The sequence below is a fragment of the Nonomuraea sp. NPDC049378 genome (assembly GCF_055586745.1).
Genome location: NZ_JBVJHP010000013.1, coordinates 331,604 through 350,140 on the forward strand (window position 1 = coordinate 331,604; position 18,537 = coordinate 350,140).

Sequence of the window (18,537 nt, forward strand, 5' to 3'; positions counted from 1 at the left end):
GGGCGGGTCAGCCGTGCAGCCGTACGTAGTCCACCAGCTCGTCGAGGCCGTCCAGGGTGGCGGGTTCGAGCTGCACCCCGAACTCGGCCTCCACCGCGTCGATCAGCCGCAGGTAGGCGAGCGAGGTGACGCCGAGATCGCTCAGCCGGGTCCGCCCGGCCATCACCTCGGCCGGGTCGACGGCGCCGTCCGTGGCCTTGACGATCATGCCGGCGAGCCGCTCGCGGAGCTCTCCATCCATCTGCACCTGGCGAACCCTCCGTGATCGGGGAATCCGCGGCGAGTGTGTCACGCGTGACCAGATGTCGGCAAGCGCCAGAAGGTGAGGGCTTGACGCCTTTGTGCATTTTTTCTAGCGTCAAGCGGCACGACGAAAAAAATTCTGGGGGTGGTTCCGTCGGCCCTTCCAGTCCCCGAACTCCTGTCGTCCCGAGCAGCCACCGAACCCGAGCACGAAGCGCTCGTCGTCGCCGGCCAGGGAGCCCTGACCCTGCGCGAATGGGACGAGCGCTCCACCGCCGCCGCCCGCGGGCTGCCGGGGCCCCTCCAGGGTGATCGGGTGGCGCTGGTGTTCGGCGGCCAGGACTGGCTGGACTACGCGGTGACCTGGATGGCCGTGCTGAAGGCGGGCGGCGTGGCGGTGCCGCTGCCGGACCGGGCGGCCCCTCCCGAGCAGGCGTACATGATCGGGCACTGCGGCGCCGCCGCGGTGGTGCGCGGCCGCGACGCGCTGCGCGAGCCGCCGGCGGGGCCCGCCGTCATCGCCTTCGAGCAGCTGTCACGCCCCTCGGAAGCGCCGCCTCCGCCCGCGCTCGACCCGCTCTCGCTCGCCCAGATCCTCTACACCTCCGGCACCACCGGCCGGCCCAAGGGCGTGGCCGCAACCCACGCCAACCTGACCTCACCGACGGTGCACCCCAAGCGCCGCCCGTTCGCCCATTCCCGGCATCTGGTGCACGCCTTCCCGATCGGTACGAACGCCGGCCAGGTGATGTTGCTCCACGCGCTCACCGCGGCCCCCACGGTGGTCACGCTGCCGGTGTTCACCCCGTCCCGTTTCGCCGCCCTGATCGAGGAGCACGCGGCCGGCACCTGCTTCGTGGTGCCCGCGATGGCGATCGAACTGCTCAACGCCCGCGTGCAGGACCGCCACGACCTGTCGAGCGTGCTGCTGCTCGGCTCGGCCGCCGCCGCGCTCCCGCCGGCCGTGGCCGCCGAGCTCACCGGCGCGTTCCCCAACGCGACCGTGGCCAACTACTACACCTCCACGGAGGCGGCGCCCGCCCAGACCATCATGATCTACGACGGCGACCGGCCCGGCTCCCTCGGCCGCGCCGCGGGCGGGTCGCGGCTCAGGATCGCCGGCCCCGCGGGCGAACCCGTACCCGCCGGGACGACCGGCGAGGTGTGGCTGCGCGCGGCCGACCACCCCCGCGCCTACTACGGCGAGCGGGACGACGCCTTCCAGGACGGCTGGGTGCGCATGGGCGACCTGGGATACCTCGACGACGAGGGCTACCTGTACCTCGTCGACCGCGACGGCGACGTGATCAAGTCGGGCGCGTTCAAGGTCTCGACGCTGCAGGTCGAGGCCGCGCTGCACGAGCATCCCGCGGTGGCGGACGCGTCGGTCTTCGGCGTGCCGCACCCGGTGATGGGCATGGCGGTGGCCGCGGCGGTGGTGGCCCGCGAGCCGCTGGCGCTCAGCGACGTGCGGTCCTTCCTCGGCGGCCGGCTGGCCGGGCACGCGCTGCCGTCGAAGCTGCTCTGCCTCGACGTCCTGCCGAGGAACGCCGCGGGCAAGGTCATCAAGCGGGAACTGCGCCGTCTGGCAGAGGAGTGAACATGGTCCTGGCATCGCAGGCGCAGCACGGCATGTGGATCACTGAGGTGCTGCACGGCACCGGGACGGCGTACCACATGCCGTTCGCCCTCTGGTTCGACGGACCGCTCGACCGGGAGGCGATGGTGCGGGCGTGCGAGGCGGTCGTCGACCGCCATCCGGTGCTGAGGTGCGCGTTCGAGCAGCGCGACGGCGAGCTGCACCTCGTGCCGGCCGCCCGTCGGCCGCCCGTGGTGTTCACGACCGCGCCGGATCCGGGGCACCTGCTGCGCACCGAGATCGCGCGGCCGTTCGACCTCGGGCGCGGGCCGCTGGCGCGGTTCACGCTGGCCGAGGTGAGCAGGGAACGGCACGTGCTGCTGTTCGTCGGGCACCACCTGGTGTTCGACGGCATGTCCAAGGACCTGCTGACGCGCGACCTGGCGGCCGCCTACGCGGGCGAGGCGCCGCCGCCGCTGCCCATGCCGTACGGTGCGCCGCCCGCGATCCCGCCGGAGGCCTCCGCGTACTGGCGGGCCCGCTGGCGGGACGCGTCCGAGGTGGTGATCGGCGGGACGGTCAGGGCCGTGAGGACGGCGGGCCGCGCCGAGGAGGTCCTGCTCGACCTGACCGGCGAGATGGCCGCGGCGCAGGCGGCCGGGGTCACGCGGTTCGAGGCGTTCCTCGCCGCCGTGCACGGCCTGCTGTACTCCTACGGCAACGCGGAGGTCGCGGTCGCCATCGCCATGTCCACCCGGCAGGCGGGGACGCGGGACCACATCGGTCTGTTCGCCACCGAGCTGCCCGTCTACTCCGCCCCCAAGCCGGACACCACGTTCAGGGAGCTCGCCCACGCCCTCAGGGCGGAGGTGCGCGAGCTGAACCGCTTCCGCGACGTCCCCGCGGCCCGCGCCGCGGGCGGGGTCAGGCCGCGGCCCGCGCTGGCGCCGGTGTCGATCAGTTTCCGGCGGCGGGCGGCGAACGTGGTCTTCCCCGGCCTGCGGACGTCGGCCGAGTGGAAGATGTCGAGCCGCACGGTCAGGAACGTGCTGCACCTGCAGGCCGTGGACGGCGACGACGGGCTCCGGCTCACCCTGCACTACAGCCCGGACCTCGTGTCCGCGCGGGACGTGGAGGCGGCAGGCGAGGACCTGAGGGCCGTGCTGGCCGCCGCGAGCGCCGCCCCCGACGTGCCCCTGACGGCTCTGGCGCCGGCTCGCGCGCGGCCCGCCGCCCCGCCGCCGGTCGCCGCCGGCTCCGGCGGCCCTCCCGCGCCGGCGCGGGAGACGGGAGCCGTGGACGGCGAACTGGTCGAGCAGGTACGGCTCATCTGGATGGAGGTCCTGCGGATCGACGACGTCGCCCCCGACGAGGACCTGTACGACCTGGGCGGCCACTCGCTCACCATCACCCAGATCAGCGCCAGGATCAGGAAACGGCTCGGCGTGGAGGTGCCGTTCGACGTGTTCCTCGACGATCCCACGGTCACCGGGGTGGCGGCGGCGGTGAGCGAGCTGCGCGCATGATCTCTTTCGGGCAGGAGCGGCTCTGGTTCCTGCAGCGGCTCGACCCGGCCGACCCCGCCTACCGGGTGGTCGTCGCGCGGCGGCTGCGCGGCCCGCTCGACGCCGGGGCGCTGACCGGCGCGTTCGCCGACGTGGCGGCCAGACACGAGGCGCTGCGCACCAGGTTCCCCGAGGCCGACGGGCAGCCGGTCGCCGTGGTCGACCCGCCGGGTCGCGTACCCGTCGAGCTGGTCGAGCTCGCGACGCCCGAGCAGGCCGAGCGGCTGTGCGAGGAACGCGCGAACACCCCTTTCGAGCTGGGCGCCGCGCCGCCCCTGCGGATCACGCTGATCCGGCTGGCCGGCGGCGACCACGTGCTCTGCGTCGTGCTGCACCACATCATCGGCGACGGCTGGTCGCTCAACGTGCTCATGGACGACCTGGCCAGGTGCTACGCCGCCCGGGTCCACGGCACGCCGGCCGCGCTGCCCGAGCTGCCGGTGACGTACGCCGGGTACGCCGGCGCGCAGCGGGCCGCGGACGCCGACGTCGGTTACTGGACGGGCAAGCTCGCCGGCGCCACCCCGCTGGACCTGCCCGCCGACCGCCCGCGCCCGGCCCGTCGCGGCAGCAGGGGCGGCGAGTCGCACTTCGACCTCGATCCGGCGCTGATGGGCGGGCTGCGGCGGCTGGCGCGGGCGGGGCGCTGCACGCTGTTCATGGTGCTGCTGGCCGCCTACCAGGCGCTGCTGGCCCGGCACACCGGGCAGGAGGACATCCTGGTCGGCACGCCCACCGCCGGGCGGGCCCGGCCGGAGCTGGAGCCGATGGTGGGGCTGTTCGCCTCCACTCTGGTGCTCCGGGGCGATGTGTCGGGCGATCCGCCGTTCACCGAGCTGCTGCGCAGGACCCGGCGTACCGTGCTGGAGGCGATGGCGCACGGCGAGACGCCCGTCGAGCGGGTGCTGTCCGCGCTCGACATCGACCGCGACCTCAGCCGCACGCCGCTGTTCCAGACCATGTTCGGGCTGCACAACGCGGCGGTCGGCTTCGGCGAGGCGGCGACGTTCGCGGGCCTGGAGAGCACGCCGTTCCCGCACGGGGTGCCGCCCGCCATGGTGGACCTGCGGGTGGACCTGTGGCCCGACGGCGACGGGCTGCACGGCGCGTTCGTCTACAGCGCCGACCTGTTCGACCAGGCGTCCGCCGACCGGCTGGCCGCCCGTTTCCGCACGCTGCTCGCCTCGGTCGCGGGCCGCCCTGAGGCGCGGCTGTCCGAGCTCGACGTGCTGCCGTCCGGGGAGCGCGAGCTGGTCGCCACGACCTGGAACGCCACCGCGCTCGCCGTGCCTGACGGCACCGTGGTGGACCTCTTCCTGCGGCAGGCGCGGGCGCGGCCGGACGCGGTGGCCGTCGAGTGCGACAGGGAACACGGCGGGGAGCAGGGCGGGGAACACGGCGGGGAACACGGCGGGGAACACGGCGGGGTGCGGCGCACGTACGCCGAGGTCGCGGAGCGGGCGCGGGCGGTCGCCGGGGAGTTGCGGGCGTGCGGGGCCGGGCCGGGGTCGGTGGTGGCGGTGTGCCTGCCCCGCACCGCCGACCTGCCGGGGGCGCTCCTCGGCGTCATGCTGGCGGGGGCCGCCTACCTGCCGGTGGACCCGGCGCTGCCGGCGGCGCGGGTCGCCGGGATGCTGGATCGGGCGGGGGTACGCGTGGCGCTCGCCGGCCCGTCGGCCCCGCTCCCCGAGCACATCAGGACGCTGCCCCTGACCGCGCCGGCCGGCACGATGCCGGGAGGCGCTCCGGCCGGGACGGGGCCGGGCGGCGGAGCGCCGGAGGCCGGTCCCGGGCCTGGCGCGGCCGCCTACGTGTTGCACACGTCGGGGTCCACCGGGGTGCCGAAGGGGGTGGCGGTGCCGCATTCCGCGCTGGTCAACCTGCTGGCCGGGATGGCGGACCTGCTCGGATCCGGCCCGGGGGACGCGTGGCTGGGCAGCACGTCGCTGTCGTTCGACATCGCGGGACTGGAGCTGTACCTGCCGCTGGTGACGGGCGGGCGGCTGGTGCTGGCCGGCGACGCCGCCGCGCGGGACGGCGTGGCGCTGGCCGGGCTGGTCGCCCGGTCCGGGGTGACGCACGTGCAGGCGACGCCGTCCGGGTGGAGCATGTTGCTGGCCGGCGGCCTGGACCCGGCCGGGCTGGTCGCGCTGGCCGGAGGCGAGGCGCTGCCGCTCGCGCTGGCCGGAAGGCTGCGGCGGCGGGCGCGGCGGCTGTTCAACATGTACGGGCCGACGGAGACCACGATCTGGTCGACCGCCTGGGAGGTGCCCGAGTCACCCGGGCGGATCAGCATCGGCAGGCCCCTGGCCAACACGACCGTCCAGGTGCTCGACCGGTGGGGGTCGCCGGCGCCGGTCGGCGTGCCGGGAGAGCTCGTCATCGGCGGGGCGGGGGTCGCCCTCGGCTACCTGCGCGGGCCCGGGGAGCCGCCGGAGCCGTTCGAGGGCGGCCGGTACCGGACGGGCGACCGGGTCCGGTGGCTCGGCGACGGCACCCTCGAGTTCCTCGGACGGGACGACGGCCAGGTCAAGGTGCGGGGCCACCGCGTCGAACCCGGCGAGATCGAGGCCACGCTGCTGCGGCATCCGCGGGTGCGCGAGGCCGCCGTGGTGGCGCGGGACGACGTGCTCGTGGCCTACGTCGCGCCCGGCGCTCCCGGCGACCTGCTGGATCGGGCGGCGGAGTGGCTGCCGGCGTACATGGTGCCTTCGGCGGTCGTGGCGCTGGACGCGCTGCCGCTGACCCCGAACGGCAAGGTGGACCGGCAGGCGCTGCCCGCGCCGTCGCGTCCCGCGGCGGGGCGGGGCGGGCGGCCGGCCACCGCCAGGGAACGGCAGGTGGCGCGGATCTTCGCCGAGGTGCTCGGCACCGGCGACCTCGGCGCCGGCGACGACTTCTTCGCGCTCGGCGGCCACTCGCTGCTGGCGACCCGGGTCATCGCCCGGCTGGCGGCCGCGGGCACGCCCGCGCCGCTGCGGGCGTTGTTCGCGCACCCGACCGTGGCCGGATTCGCCGCGACGCTGGACGAACAGCAGGACGCGCCGGGCAGGCCGCTGCTGCCCCGCCCCGCGGGCACGCTGCCGCCGCTCTCCCCCGCCCAGGAACGCCTGTGGTTCCTGCACCGGCTCGATCCCGGCGACGCCTCGTACAACATGTACGTCGTGCGCAGGCTCCGGGGCCCGCTCCACGAGGAGGCGCTGCGGCGGGCGCTGACCGGGGTGGTCGCCAGGCACGAGTCGCTGCGAACCCGCTACCCCGAGGTGGACGGCCGGCCGGTGGCCGTCGTCGAGCGCCCCTCGCCCGTCCGCGTCGAACGGCTCGGCGCCCGCGACGAGGACGAGGCCCGCGCGCTGGTCGCCGCCCGCACCAACGCGCCGCTGGATCTCGGTGCGGCGCCGCCGCTGCGCGTCTCCCTGATCCGGCTCGGCCCCGACGACCATGTGCTGTGCGTGGTGCTCCACCACATCGTCGCGGACGGCTGGTCGATCACCGTCCTCCTGGACGACCTCGCGGCCCTGTACGAAGCGGCCCTCCACGAAACGGCCCCGTCCGGAGCGGCCCCGTCCGGAGCGGCCCCGTCCGGAGCGGCGGGCGCCGTCGGGTCGGGCCCGCCGGGGCTGCCCGCCCTGGCCGTGCAGCACGGGGACGTGGCCCTCTGGCAGCGGGAGCAGGACACCGGGGAGGCGCTGGAGTACTGGCGGGCCCAGCTCGCCGACCCGACGGCGCTGGACCTGCCCACCGACCGGCCGCACGGCGCGGAGCCCTCGCGCGGCGGCGTCCACCTGCTGGACGTGCCCGGCGACCTGCTGGCCGCGCTGGAGGCGACGGCGCGCCGGCATCAGGTCACGTTGTTCATGGTGCTGCTGGCCGCGTACCAGCTCCTGCTGTCGCGGCACACCGGGCAGGACGACGTGCTAGTGGGCTCGCCCACGGCGGGGCGGAACCGGGTGGAGCTGGAGCCGCTCGTCGGTTACCTCAGCACCACGCTGGTGCTGAGGGGCGACCTGTCGGGTGACCCGACGCTGGAGGAGCTGCTGGCCCGCACGCGCGGCACGGTCCTGGACGCGATGGCGTACCAGGACGTGCCCTTCGAGCAGCTGCTGGCGGAGCTGGACGTGGAGCGGGACATCACCAGGAAGCCGATGTTCCAGACCCTGTTCGCGCTGAACGGCCAGGCGGCCGACCTCGCCGGTCGCGACGGGGCGCGGGACCGGCTGGGTGACCTGCGGATGTCGTTCTTCGACGACGGGTACCGGCAGGCGAAGTTCGACCTGACCGTGGAGGCGTGGCGGGCGCCCGGGCGGTTGCGGGTGGCGTTCGGGTACGACGCCGGGCTGTTCGACGCGGCGACGGTGGCCGGGCTGGCGGCGCGGTTCGAGGTGCTGCTGCGCGGGGTGGCCGACGCCCGCAACCGGCACGCGCCGCTGTCGCGCCTGCCGGTCCTCACGGCCGCCGACGAGGCGCTGATCGAGACGGCGAGCTGCCCTCCGCCCGGCTGGGCGGCCGCGGGCGGGGACGGCCCCGATCCCGCGGCCCGGGTGCCGGAGTTGATCGCGCAGGCGGTGGCGGTGTACCCGGACCGGGTGGCCCTGAGCTGCGGCCAGGACGCCGTCACGTACGCCGGCCTGGAACGGCGCGTGGCCCGGCTGGCCGGGCAGCTGGCCGGGCGGGGCGCGGGGGGCGCGGTGGGGCTGCGGATGGCCGGCGGCTCCGTCGACGCGGTCGTGGCCATGCTGGCGATCTGGCGGGCCGGCGCCGCCTACCTCCCGCTGGATCCCGCCTACCCGGAGGAGCGCCTGCGCGCCATGGCCTCCGTGGCGTCCCTCGTCGTCACGGACGGCCTCGTCATCGAGGACGGCCCGGCGCGAGGACCCCACGTCGCGCCGCGGGGTGAGGCGGGCGGGGCGGTGCACGAAACCTCCGGCGGCCCGGCCCGCGACCACCGCGACGGGGCGGCGTGCGAACACTGCGGCGGGGCCGCGTACGTCCTCTACACCTCGGGATCGACCGGCGCGCCGAAGGGCGTCGTGGTCGAGCACGCCGGGCTGGCCGAGCGGGTCCGGTGGATGCGGGCCGTCTACGGCCTGCGTCCCGGTGACCGCGTCGTCCAGCTGGCCGCGCTCGGCTTCGACACCCACGCGGAGGAGATCTACCCGGCGCTGGCGGCGGGCGCCACGGTCGAGCTGCTGCCCGGTGGCGGAACCGCCCTGCCGGAGCTGCTCGCCGGACGGCCCGACGTCACCGTGCTCGACCTGCCGACCGCCTACTTCCACCACCTGGTGGGCATGATCGACGAGGTGTCCTGGCCCGAACGGCTGCGCCTGGTGATCCTCGGCGGCGAGCAGGTGCGGGCCGGGGCGGTGGAGCGCTGGCGGGAGCGGTTCGGCGACCGGGTGCGGCTGGTCAACACGTACGGGCCGACCGAGACGACGATCATCGCCACGGCCGCGGAGTTGCGCGGCGGCGACCCGCGCCCGCCCATCGGCCGGCCGGTCCGGGCGACCACGGTCAGGGTGCTCGACGCGTACGGAAGCCCGGTGCCTCCTGGCGCGCCGGGCGAGCTGCACGTCGGCGGGCCCGGCGTGGCCCGCGGCTACCTCGGTGGGGACGACCCGCGTTTCGCCGGCGGGCCGGGCGGCCGCGTTTTCAGGACCGGCGACCGGGTGCGCCTGCGGCGGGACGGGCAGCTGGAGTTCCTCGGGCGGCTGGACGACCAGGTGAAGGTGCGCGGGTTCCGGATCGAGCCCGGCGAGGTCGAGCACTGCCTCCTCGGCCATCCGGACGTACACCAGGCCGCGGTGCTGGCCAGGGACGGCGACCTCGTCGCCTACGTCGTCCCCGGCACGTCCTGCGGGTACGCGCCCGAGCCCGCCGAGTACGTCGCCCGCAGGCTCCCCCCGCACCTCGTCCCCACCCGCTGGGTCGTGCTGGACGCCCTCCCCCTCACCCGCAACGGCAAGCTGGACAGGCGCGCGCTGCCCCTGCCAGGGCCTGCCGAGGGCGGCGGCGTGCCGCCGCGCACCGACGCGGAGGAGCTGGTCGCGGACGTGTGGGCGGAGGTGCTCGGCGCCGGCAAGATCGGTGCCTTCGACGACTTCTTCGCGCTCGGCGGCCACTCGCTGCTCGCGATCAGGGTGGCCGCCAGGCTGCGCGCCCTGGCGGGCGTGGACCTGCCGATCCGCACCCTGTTCGACCGCCGTACCGTGGCCGCGCTGGCCGTCGCCGTCGAGGAGGCGCTGGCCGCCGAGGTGGCGGTGCTGTCCGACGAGCAGGCGAGGAGCCTGCTGGATCGGGAGGGTCCATGACGGAACTGAGCGAGGCGCAGCGGGCGCTGCTGACCCAGCGGCTGCGCAGGCGCCGCCCGCCGGCCGGGCCGTCGATCCCCGCGCTGCCGCCCGGGCAGGCGCCGCCGCTGTCGTACGCGCAGGAGCGGCTGTGGTTCATGGAGCAGTACGCCCCCGGCAGCCCGGCGCACACCGTTCCCCTGGTGCGGCGGGTGCGCGGCCCGCTCACCGCGGACGCGCTGGAGGCGGCGCTGGAGCGGATCGTGTCCCGGCACCAGCCGCTGCGCACGACGTTCCCCACGGGCCCTGACGGGGAGCCGTCCGTGCTGGTCGCGCGGGAGGCGGCGGCGCCCCTGGCCGTCGCGGACGCGGAGTCGGCCGCGGCCGCCAGGGAACTGGTGGGCCCGTTCCTGGCCGAGCCGTTCGACCTGGCGTCGGGGCCGGTCATCAGGGCGCTGCTGGTGCGGCTGGCCGCCGACGACCACGTGCTGGCCATCGCCGTGCACCACATCGCGGCCGACGGCTGGTCGGCGAACGTGCTGCTGCGCGAGATCGTGGCGCTCTGCGGCGGGGAGCCGGTGCCCGGCCTGCCCGTGAGCTACGGGGACTTCGCCGCCTGGCAGCGGGACCGGCCCGGCGGCGACGTGGAGTACTGGCGGGAGCGGCTGGCCGGGCTGGAGCCGCTGGAGCTGCCCACCGACGCGCCGCGCCCTCCCGAGCTGACCCACGCGGGGGCGGCGCACCATTTCTCCGTCGGCGCGGAGCTGGCCGGGCGGCTCGACCGGGTGGGGCGCGAGCACGGCGCGACGCCGTACATGGTGCTGCTGGCGGCGTTCGCGGTGCTGCTCGGCCGGTACGCGGGCCGGCGGGACGTGACGATCGGCTCTCCCGTCGCCGGCCGGATGGTGCCGGAGCTGGAGGGGCTGATCGGGTGCTTCGTCAATATGCTGGCGATGCGGGTGGACCTGTCGGGCGAGCCGACGTTCGCGGAACTGCTGCGCCGGGTGCGTGACACGGCCACCGACGCGTACACGCACCAGGAGGTGCCGTTCGAGCGGCTGGTGTCGGAGCTGAACGTGGCGCGGGAGCCGTCGCGCTCGCCGGTGTTCCAGGTGATCCTCGCCATGCAGAACTACGGCGGCGAGCCGGAGGCGGGGGCGCTGGCGCTGGAGGGGTTCGAGCCGGGACGCTGGGCGACCCGGTTCGACCTGGAGCTCTACACCGGAGGCGACGGGTCGTTCCTGTTCGTCTACAACACCGCGCTGTTCTCGGCCTGGCGGGTCGAGCGCATGGCGGGGCACCTGGCCACGCTGCTGGCCCAGGTGGCCGACGCACCGGAGACGCCGGTGGCGGAGCTCGACCTGCTGACCGCCGCCGAGCGGGAGGAGCGGCGGCGCTGGAACGACACCGCGGCCGACCTGGGCCCGCCCGGGCTGCTGACGGACCCGGTCCGTGACTGCGGCGCCGTCGCCGTGGTCCACCCCGGCGGCGCGCTGACCTACGCCGAGCTGCTCGGGCGGGCCCGCGCGCTGGCCGCCGGACTGGTGAGCGCCGGCGCCGGCCCCGGGCGGCTCGTGGCGGTGGTGATGGAGCGCGGCTGGGAGCAGGTCGCCGCCGTCCTGGCGATCAACCTGGCCGGGGCCGCGTACCTGCCGGTCGACGCCGACCTGCCCGACCAGCGGCGGTTCGAGCTCATCGAGCGCGGCGGGTGCGAGATCGCCGTCACCCAGCCGTGGCTCGGCCTCGCCTGGCCGGCCGGCCTGACCCGCCTCACCGTCCCGGACGCCTGCGGCGACCCGCTGGACAACCCGGCCACGCCCGGCGACCTCGCGTACGTGATCTTCACCTCGGGCTCGACCGGCGCCCCCAAGGGCGTGGTGATCGAGCACCGGGCCGCCGTCAACACCGTGCGCGACCTCAACCACCGCTACCGGATCGGCCCCGCCGACCGGTTCCTCGCCCTGTCGGCGCTCAGCTTCGACCTGTCCGTGTACGACGTCTACGGCGCCCTCGCGGCCGGAGCCACCCTCGTGATGGGCGACCCGTCGGGCGACAAGGACCCGGCCGCGTGGGCCCGCCTGGTCGCCGAGGAGCGCGTCACCGTCTGGAACTCCGTGCCCGCCCTGATGGAGCTGCTCGTCGACCACGCCGAGCACGAGGGGACCGACCTCGGCTCGCTGCGCCTGGTGCTGCTCTCGGGCGACTGGATCCCGCTGACCCTGCCGGACCGCATCCGCGCGCTCGCCCCTGACGCGGAGGTCGTCAGCCTGGGCGGCGCCACCGAGGGCTCGATCTGGTCCATCTCCTACCCGATCGGCGCGGTGGACCCGTCCTGGACGTCCATCCCGTACGGCCGCCCGCTGGCCAACCAGACCTTCCACATCCTCAGCCCCGGCCTGCGGGACGTCCCCGTGGGCGTGCCCGGCGAGCTGTACATCGGCGGCGCGGGCGTCGCCACCGGCTACTGGCGCGACCCGGACAGGACGGCCGCCTCCTTCGTCACCCTTCCGCGCACCGGCGAGCGCCTCTACCGGACCGGCGACCTGGGCCGCTACACCGGCGACGGCACCATCGAGTTCCTCGGCAGGGCCGACGCCCAGGTCAAGATCCGCGGCTACCGGATCGAGCTCGGCGAGATCGAGACCCACCTCGCCCGTCACCCGGACGTCGCCGAGTGCGTGGTGACCACCGACGGTGAGGGCAACGGCGCGCAGCTCGTCGCGTACGTGGTCGGCGCCGGCCCCGACCCGGTGCGGCTGCGGGCGCACCTCGTCGAGACCCTGCCCGCGTACATGATCCCCACCCGTTTCGTCCCGCTCGACCGGCTGCCCCTCACGGCCAACGGCAAGGTGGACCGCCGCCGCCTGCCCGCGCCGCCGCCTGCCCGCGCCGCCGCCCGCGAGGGTGGCGACGGCGCGGGCGGCGCCCGCGCCGAGCCGGGCACCGGCACCGAGCGCCTGGTGCACACCGTCTGGGCGGACGTGCTCGGCGGCGCGGACTTCGGCATCGACGACGACTTCTTCGACGCCGGCGGGCACTCGCTGCTCGCCATCAAGGTCGTGGCACGGTTACGCAGGGAGCTGCCGCGGGGCTCGGCGCCGGTCGCCGTCGTGGACCTGTTCAAGCACCCGACCGTCAGGGAACTGGCCGCCCACGCCGACGGCGGAGCCACCGGGCCGCGCCCCCTCCTGCACGAGCTGACGCCGCGCCGGGCCGGGCCCGCCGACCTCACGTACGTGTGCGTCCCGTACGGCGGCGGCGCGGCGGTGGCGTACCAGCCGCTGGCGGACGCCCTGCCGGCGACGCACGCGTTGTGGGCGGTGTCCATCCCCGGGCACGACGTGGGCCTGGACGAGGACCCGCAGCCCCTGGAGGAGGTGGCGGAGCGCTGCGTGGAGGAGATCCTGCGGAACGTACGGGGACCGCTGGCCCTGTACGGTCACTGCGGGGTCGGGTCGGCGCTGACCGTGGCCATCGCGCGGCGGCTGGAGGCGGCGGGGCGGTCGCTCGAAGCGGTGTACATCGGGGCGATCTTCCCGTTCGCCCAGCCGGGGAACCGGGTGCTGGCGGCCCTGTCGCGGCTGGCCAGGCGCGAGTACATGCGCAGCGACCGCAGCTACGCCAACTGGCTGACGTCGATGGGGCTCGACATGAGCGACCTCGACCCGGGCCAGGCGCGGCACATCATCAGGAACATGCGCGAGGACACGGAGGCGGCCGAGGAGTATTTCACCGGCCTGTTCCGGAGCTCCGTGACGCCGCTGCGGGCGCCGATCATCAGCGTCGCGGGTGAGCGGGACCCGGCGACCGAGTACTTCGAGGAACGGTTCAGGGAGTGGCACTTCCTGACGCCGGTGGCGGCCGTGGTGGAGCTGGACGAGGCTGGCCACTTTTTCCTGAAATATCGGGCGGAAGAGCTCGCCGAGATCGTCACTAGCGTCCACGGGGCCGTGGCCTCGGGAGGCGAGACGTCAGGACCCAGCTGGCGCCTGCGCGAGGTGTCCAGGACGGACCCCGGCCACCGGCCCGCGGCCCGCGAGCACTCCGGCGAGCACCCGGGCGAGCAGGCCGGCGGGCGGTCCTGTGAGCGGTCCGGCGGGCGGTCCGGCGGCGCAGGCGGGCGGTCCGGAGTGGCGGGCCGCCCCGGCGGGCGGGCGGGGGCTCCGGAGCCGAGCATGCGGCGCTTCCTCGGCGTCGTGAGCGGGCAGCTCATCTCGATCATGGGGTCGGCCCTGACCGAGTTCGCCATCCCCATCTGGATCTACCTGACGACGGGCTCACTCGCCCAGTTCGCCCTGCTCGCCGTCATCGGCCTGGTGCCGGGGATGCTGGTGGCGCCGCTGGCGGGAGCCGTGGTCGACAGGAACGACCGCCGCACCGTCATGCTCGCCGGCGACTACGCCGCCATGGGCACCCAGCTCATGCTGGGCGTCCTGCTCTGGACGGGCAACCTGCAGACCTGGCACGTCTACCCGCTGCTGGCGGTGTTGTCCGTGGCGCTCACTTTCCAGCGCCTCGCGTACAGCTCCGCCATCCCGCAGCTCGTCCCCAAGCGATACCTCGGCCACGCGAACGGCATCGTGCAGATGGCCGGGGGCATGACGCAGCTGCTCGTGCCGCTGGCCGCCGTCGGGCTGATGGCCGTCATCGGGCTGGAGGGCATCCTGATCCTGGACGTGGCAGGGTACGCGTTCGCGATCGTGGTGACGTCGCTGGTGCGCTTCCCCGCGAGGCTGGCGTGGCGGCGCAAGGAACCGGTCGTGGCCGAGCTGGTCGCCGGGTTCCGTTACTCCTGGGGCCACCACGGCTTCCGGCGGATGTTGCTGTTCTTCGCGGCGCTGAACATCTTCCTGTCGCCGCTCTTCCTCATGCTCTCGCCGCTGGTGCTCTCGTTCGCCGAACTGCAGGACGTGGGGCGCATCTCCTTCCTGTCGGGGCTCGGGGTGCTGATCGGCGGCCTGGCCATGACGGTGTGGGGCGGGCCGGGGCGGCACCGCATGCGGGCGGTGCTCTGGTGCACGCTCGCGCTGGCGGCGTTCTGCCTGGTCACGGGTTTGCGCGCGGATCTCGTGACGATCGGCGTCGGCGCGTTCGGGATGTCGTTGTGGCTGACGCTGCTCAACGGCATCTACGCCACGATCGTGCAGGTGAAGGTGCCGCAGCGGTTCCACGGCCGGGTCTTCGCGCTGAACACGCTGATCGCCTGGTCGACGCTGCCGCTCGGGTTCGGGCTCGTGGCGCCGTACGGGGCGGCGGTGTTCGACCCGCTGGTGGCCCCGGACGGGCCGCTCGCGTCCACGGCCGGCGCGCTGGTGGGCACCGGGGAGGGACGCGGCGTCGGGCTGATGTACGTGCTGTTCGCGGTGGCGATGGCAGGGCTGGCGCTGGCCGCGCTGCGCTCCCGGCTGCCGTCGCTGGTCGATGACGGCGCCGACGCCCTGCCCGACGACCTGGTGGGCCTACAGGCCCTCGGCCGGCGTCCCCTCTAACGTCTCCTGGAGCGCCTGGAGGAACAGCACGGCGTCCCTGCCGTTGATCAGCCGGTGGTCGTACGAGAGGCCGACCACGGCCACCGTGCGCCCTCCCTCCGGCTGCGGGGAGGTGAGGGCGACGGCGCACGCCTGGCCGGGGAAGATGATCGGCACGGCCATGACGACGCCGGCGTCGTGGTGCAGGGTGACGACGATGTTGCCGCCCGCCAGCTGCTCCTCCCTGAACCCGCCGCGCTGCGCCAGCCTGCGGTACGCGCCCAGCTCCCCGGCGATCTCGGTCACGGACTTCGTGTTCGCGTCCCGGATGACGGGGACGTACAGGCCGGTGCCGAGGTCGATCGTGACGCCCACGTGCGGCGCGTCCGGGACCCTCGCGGTGCCCTCGTCCACGAGGGTGGCGAAGAACAGCGGGAAGTCGTGGTGCAGGCGGGCGACGGCGGAGATCAGCAGGTCGGGCAGCCCGACCAGCATGCGCAGCCGCCGGGTGAGGTCGCGGGCCGCGGCGGCGGCCGCCCCCACGTCCACCTTGACGGCGGCGAACGCGGCGGGGACGGTCCGGTGCGAGAGGCTCACGGTCCTGCCCACCGCGCGCTGGTTCGCGCTCAACGCCCGCGGGCTCCCACCGCCGGTCCTGGGCGCGCTCCGGTCGACGGTCACCTCGCCGCCGCCGCGACCACCTTCACGGCCTGCCGGGCTCGCGTGCGGGCCGGCGGCGGCCAGGCGTTCGACGTCGGCGCGGCGCACCACCTTCACCGGGAGCGCGCGTACCCGCTCCGGGTCGATGCCCAGCTCGTCGATGAGCGCCTGGGCGGGCGCGGTGACCAGCGGCCCGCCACCGGTCCCCGCGGCCACCGGAACGGCGGCGGGCACGGCGGCGGGCACGGCGGACGCGGCGGCGGACGCGGGCGGGTGGCGGGAAGGCGGGCCAGGGGCTTCGGCCGGGGAGGTGACGCGGGCGATGGGGTCGCCGGGGGCGATGTCGCGGCCCGCCGGCGCCAGGTGGGTCAGAACGCCGTCGTGCTCGCAGACCAGCTCCTCCACCGTCTTCGACGTCTCCACCTCGGCCACCACCTCGCCCGCGCGCACCGCCGCCCCGTCGGGTGCCAGCCAGGCGACCAGCACGTACGCCGAGTCGTTGGAGTTCAGCTTGGGCACCCGGATCTCAACCATCGAGCCCTTCCAGTACGGCGCGGCGGATCGTGCTGTCCTGCACCAGCACGTCCCGTTCCAGGTGGGCGGCCGTGGGGATGACGCTGTCGGCCGAGCTGACCAGCTTGACCGGCCGCCGGAGCCGCCCCCAGAGCCGGGTGTGCAGGTCGGCGGCGACGTGGCCGCCCCAGGTGCCGCCCGCGCTGCCGTCCTCGGCGACGCAGATCAGCGGCGCCCGCCCGAGCAGGTCGAGAAGCGGCGCCGGGTCGAAGGGGTACAGGCGGGAGGGGACCAGGAGCACGCCGGCCAGGTCGTAGCCGAGCAGCAGGGCTCGCATGGCCGCCAGCGCCCGGTGGGCCAGCCCTCCGGGAACGATGACGACGTAGTCGAGGTCGCCGGGAGGGATCTCCGGAGCACCGGCGAGCGGCGGTGAACCGGGGCCGGTCACGGGGCCGGTCACAGGGCCGGTCACAGGGCGGGTCACCGGGCCGGTCACCGGCGGGTCGAGGCGCACCACCGCCACATCGCCCACGAGATCCCATCGGAACAGCTCCTCCGCCACTCCCGGCGGATACATGCGCCGCGTGTAGAGCACCTTGTCCTCGAAGAGCAGGCACGGCTCCCCCAGCGCGAGCATGCGGTCGAGGACGGCCCGGTTGTCGTGGAACGGCGACATCTCGAACAGCGACAGGCCGGGGATGCCGATGAAGTGCTTCTGCGGGCTCTGGCTGTGCGTGGGGCCGTAACCGCGGTGGCCTCCGGAGGGGCAGCGGACCACCAGCGGCATGGGGACGCGGGCGCCGTACATGGTGACGGACTTGCTGGCGAAGTTGAGGATCTGGTCGAAGGCGAGCGCGGCGAAGTCGGCGAACATGATCTCGGCGATCGCCTTGCCGCCCGCGAGGGCCAGCCCGGAGGCCGCCCCGACGATGGTCCCCTCGCTGAGCGGGGTGGTCAGGACGCGGTCGGGGAAACGCGTCGACAGGCCCTTGGTGATCTTGAAGGCGCCTCCGTAGGGGTCGAGCAGGTCCTCGCCGAGGACGTACACGGAGGGGTCGTCCTCCAGAAGGCCGTGGAGGGCGCGGTTGAGGTCCTCCCCCACCCGGGCGCCGCCACGGTCCGCGACCGGCTGGACGGCGGGCCCCGGACGCCCGGCGGGCTCCCCCGGGCTCACGCCGCCGTCCAGGCCGCCGGTGGGCGGGCGGCCACCTCGGCGGCGACCTCGTCGACGCGGGCGCGGGCCTCGGCTTCGACCCGGGCCGCCTGGCCGGGGTGGGCGGCCCGGTAGGCGGCGTACCAGTCGGTGCGGGGGAAGCCGGGCGGGCGGGTGTCGTCGCCCTTGCTGTGAGGGCCGAGGCGGTGGGTGGCGAACTCGACGACCAAGGGCCGGGGGTCGGCGCGCACGGACTCGATCAGGGGCGCCAGGCCGTCCCGGATGCGGGGGATCTCGAACCGGTCCACGCGGTGGTGGCCGATGCCGAACGCCCGTGCCCGGCCCTCGATCGTCCCCGCCATCTGGAGGGCCGTCGGCGTGGACTGGGCGATGCCGTTGTGCTCGACCACGACGAGCAGCGGCAGGCGCCACAGTTGCGCCAGGTTCATGGCCTCGTACACGGAGCCCTCGCCCCACGTGCCGTCACCGATGTACACGCACGCCAGCGCGCCCGGCTCGTGCCGCTTCAGCCGCAGCGCCACCCCCGCGGCGACGGGCAGGCTCTGGCCCTGCACCCCGGTCGACAGGTAACGGTCCCGCCGCAGGTGCTGGCTGCCGCCGACGCCCTCGCAGACCGCGCCCTTCCTGCCCATGATCTCGGCGAGCAGCCCTTCGGGGTCGCCGAACCTGGCCAGGTAGTGCCCGTGACCGCGGTGGTTGCTGAACACCCAGTCGGGTTCGCGCAGGAGCGGGCGCAGGGACACGGGGACGTACTCCTGCCCCAGACAGGTGTGGGTGGTGCCGTCGAGCTCGCCCCGCTCGAAGAGCTCGAGGAGTTTCAGCTCGAAGGACCGGATGAGGAGCAGCAGCGCCAGGTCGTCGTCAGAGAGTCTGTCCATAGGCTCCTCGAGCACCAGGAAAACCTCCTGAAAGCGTATACAACACCCGCATATCGCGTCCAGGACGGGGATGCCGCCGGGGGGGGGGGGGGGGGGGGGGGGGGGGGGGGGGGGGGGGGGGGGGGGGGGGGGGGGGGGGGGGGGGGGGGGGGGGGGGGGGGGGGGGGGGG

Annotated in this window: 8 protein-coding genes; 4 read left to right on the top strand and 4 right to left on the bottom strand. The window is 75.1% G+C overall.

Annotated elements, in window-relative coordinates; translation table 11 throughout:
* Positions 1 to 7 precede the first annotated feature (7 nt).
* Complete coding sequence (locus tag ACZ6SA_RS28690) at positions 8 to 241, bottom strand: acyl carrier protein (protein ID WP_347619463.1); 234 nt, start codon at positions 239 to 241, stop codon at positions 8 to 10.
* A 147-nt stretch (positions 242 to 388) separates the two neighbouring features.
* Between ACZ6SA_RS28690 and ACZ6SA_RS28695 the strand changes: the two genes are divergently transcribed.
* Genes ACZ6SA_RS28695 through ACZ6SA_RS28710 form a run of 4 tightly spaced genes read left to right on the top strand, consistent with a single transcriptional unit; the run spans position 389 to position 15,163 of the window.
* Positions 389 to 1,843, top strand: a complete 1,455-nt coding sequence (locus ACZ6SA_RS28695) for a class I adenylate-forming enzyme family protein (protein ID WP_465831556.1) — start codon at positions 389 to 391, stop codon at positions 1,841 to 1,843.
* A 2-nt stretch (positions 1,844 to 1,845) separates the two neighbouring features.
* On the top strand, positions 1,846 to 3,348 hold the full coding sequence (locus ACZ6SA_RS28700) for a condensation domain-containing protein (RefSeq protein WP_465831558.1): 1,503 nt from the start codon (positions 1,846 to 1,848) through the stop codon (positions 3,346 to 3,348).
* Positions 3,345 to 9,695, top strand: coding sequence for an amino acid adenylation domain-containing protein (locus tag ACZ6SA_RS28705; RefSeq protein ID WP_465831560.1), 6,351 nt, complete (start codon positions 3,345 to 3,347; stop codon positions 9,693 to 9,695). Before ACZ6SA_RS28700 ends, ACZ6SA_RS28705 begins: the two co-directional genes overlap by 4 nt.
* On the top strand, positions 9,692 to 15,163 hold the full coding sequence (locus ACZ6SA_RS28710) for a non-ribosomal peptide synthetase/MFS transporter (RefSeq protein ID WP_465831562.1): 5,472 nt from the start codon (positions 9,692 to 9,694) through the stop codon (positions 15,161 to 15,163). The genes ACZ6SA_RS28705 and ACZ6SA_RS28710 overlap by 4 nt, the downstream gene beginning before the upstream one ends.
* Here the strand turns inward: ACZ6SA_RS28710 and ACZ6SA_RS28715 are convergent.
* The 3 genes from ACZ6SA_RS28715 to ACZ6SA_RS28725 are packed head-to-tail and all read right to left on the bottom strand — an operon-like array spanning position 15,134 to position 18,367.
* Positions 15,134 to 16,336 (bottom strand): 2-oxo acid dehydrogenase subunit E2, encoded by a 1,203-nt coding sequence (locus ACZ6SA_RS28715; protein WP_465831564.1) that lies wholly within the window; start codon positions 16,334 to 16,336, stop codon positions 15,134 to 15,136. The genes ACZ6SA_RS28710 and ACZ6SA_RS28715 overlap by 30 nt on opposite strands.
* Positions 16,329 to 17,489 (bottom strand): alpha-ketoacid dehydrogenase subunit beta, encoded by a 1,161-nt coding sequence (locus ACZ6SA_RS28720; protein WP_465831566.1) that lies wholly within the window; start codon positions 17,487 to 17,489, stop codon positions 16,329 to 16,331. The genes ACZ6SA_RS28715 and ACZ6SA_RS28720 overlap by 8 nt, the downstream gene beginning before the upstream one ends.
* On the bottom strand, positions 17,486 to 18,367 hold the full coding sequence (locus tag ACZ6SA_RS28725; protein WP_465831568.1) for a thiamine pyrophosphate-dependent dehydrogenase E1 component subunit alpha: 882 nt from the start codon (positions 18,365 to 18,367) through the stop codon (positions 17,486 to 17,488). Before ACZ6SA_RS28725 ends, ACZ6SA_RS28720 begins: the two co-directional genes overlap by 4 nt.
* Positions 18,368 to 18,537: the final 170 nt, after the last annotated feature.

What these genes read in the sequence shown, in the direction of transcription:
- ACZ6SA_RS28690 (WP_347619463.1), bottom strand. Translation starts at nt 241, where the DNA reads ATGGATGGAGAGCTCCGCGAGCGGCTCGCCGGCATGATCGTCAAGGCC.
- ACZ6SA_RS28700 (WP_465831558.1), top strand. Translation starts at nt 1,846, where the DNA reads ATGGTCCTGGCATCGCAGGCGCAGCACGGCATGTGGATCACTGAGGTG.
- ACZ6SA_RS28705 (WP_465831560.1), top strand. Translation starts at nt 3,345, where the DNA reads ATGATCTCTTTCGGGCAGGAGCGGCTCTGGTTCCTGCAGCGGCTCGAC.
- ACZ6SA_RS28710 (WP_465831562.1), top strand. Translation starts at nt 9,692, where the DNA reads ATGACGGAACTGAGCGAGGCGCAGCGGGCGCTGCTGACCCAGCGGCTG.
- ACZ6SA_RS28715 (WP_465831564.1), bottom strand. Translation starts at nt 16,336, where the DNA reads ATGGTTGAGATCCGGGTGCCCAAGCTGAACTCCAACGACTCGGCGTAC.
- ACZ6SA_RS28725 (WP_465831568.1), bottom strand. Translation starts at nt 18,367, where the DNA reads ATGGACAGACTCTCTGACGACGACCTGGCGCTGCTGCTCCTCATCCGG.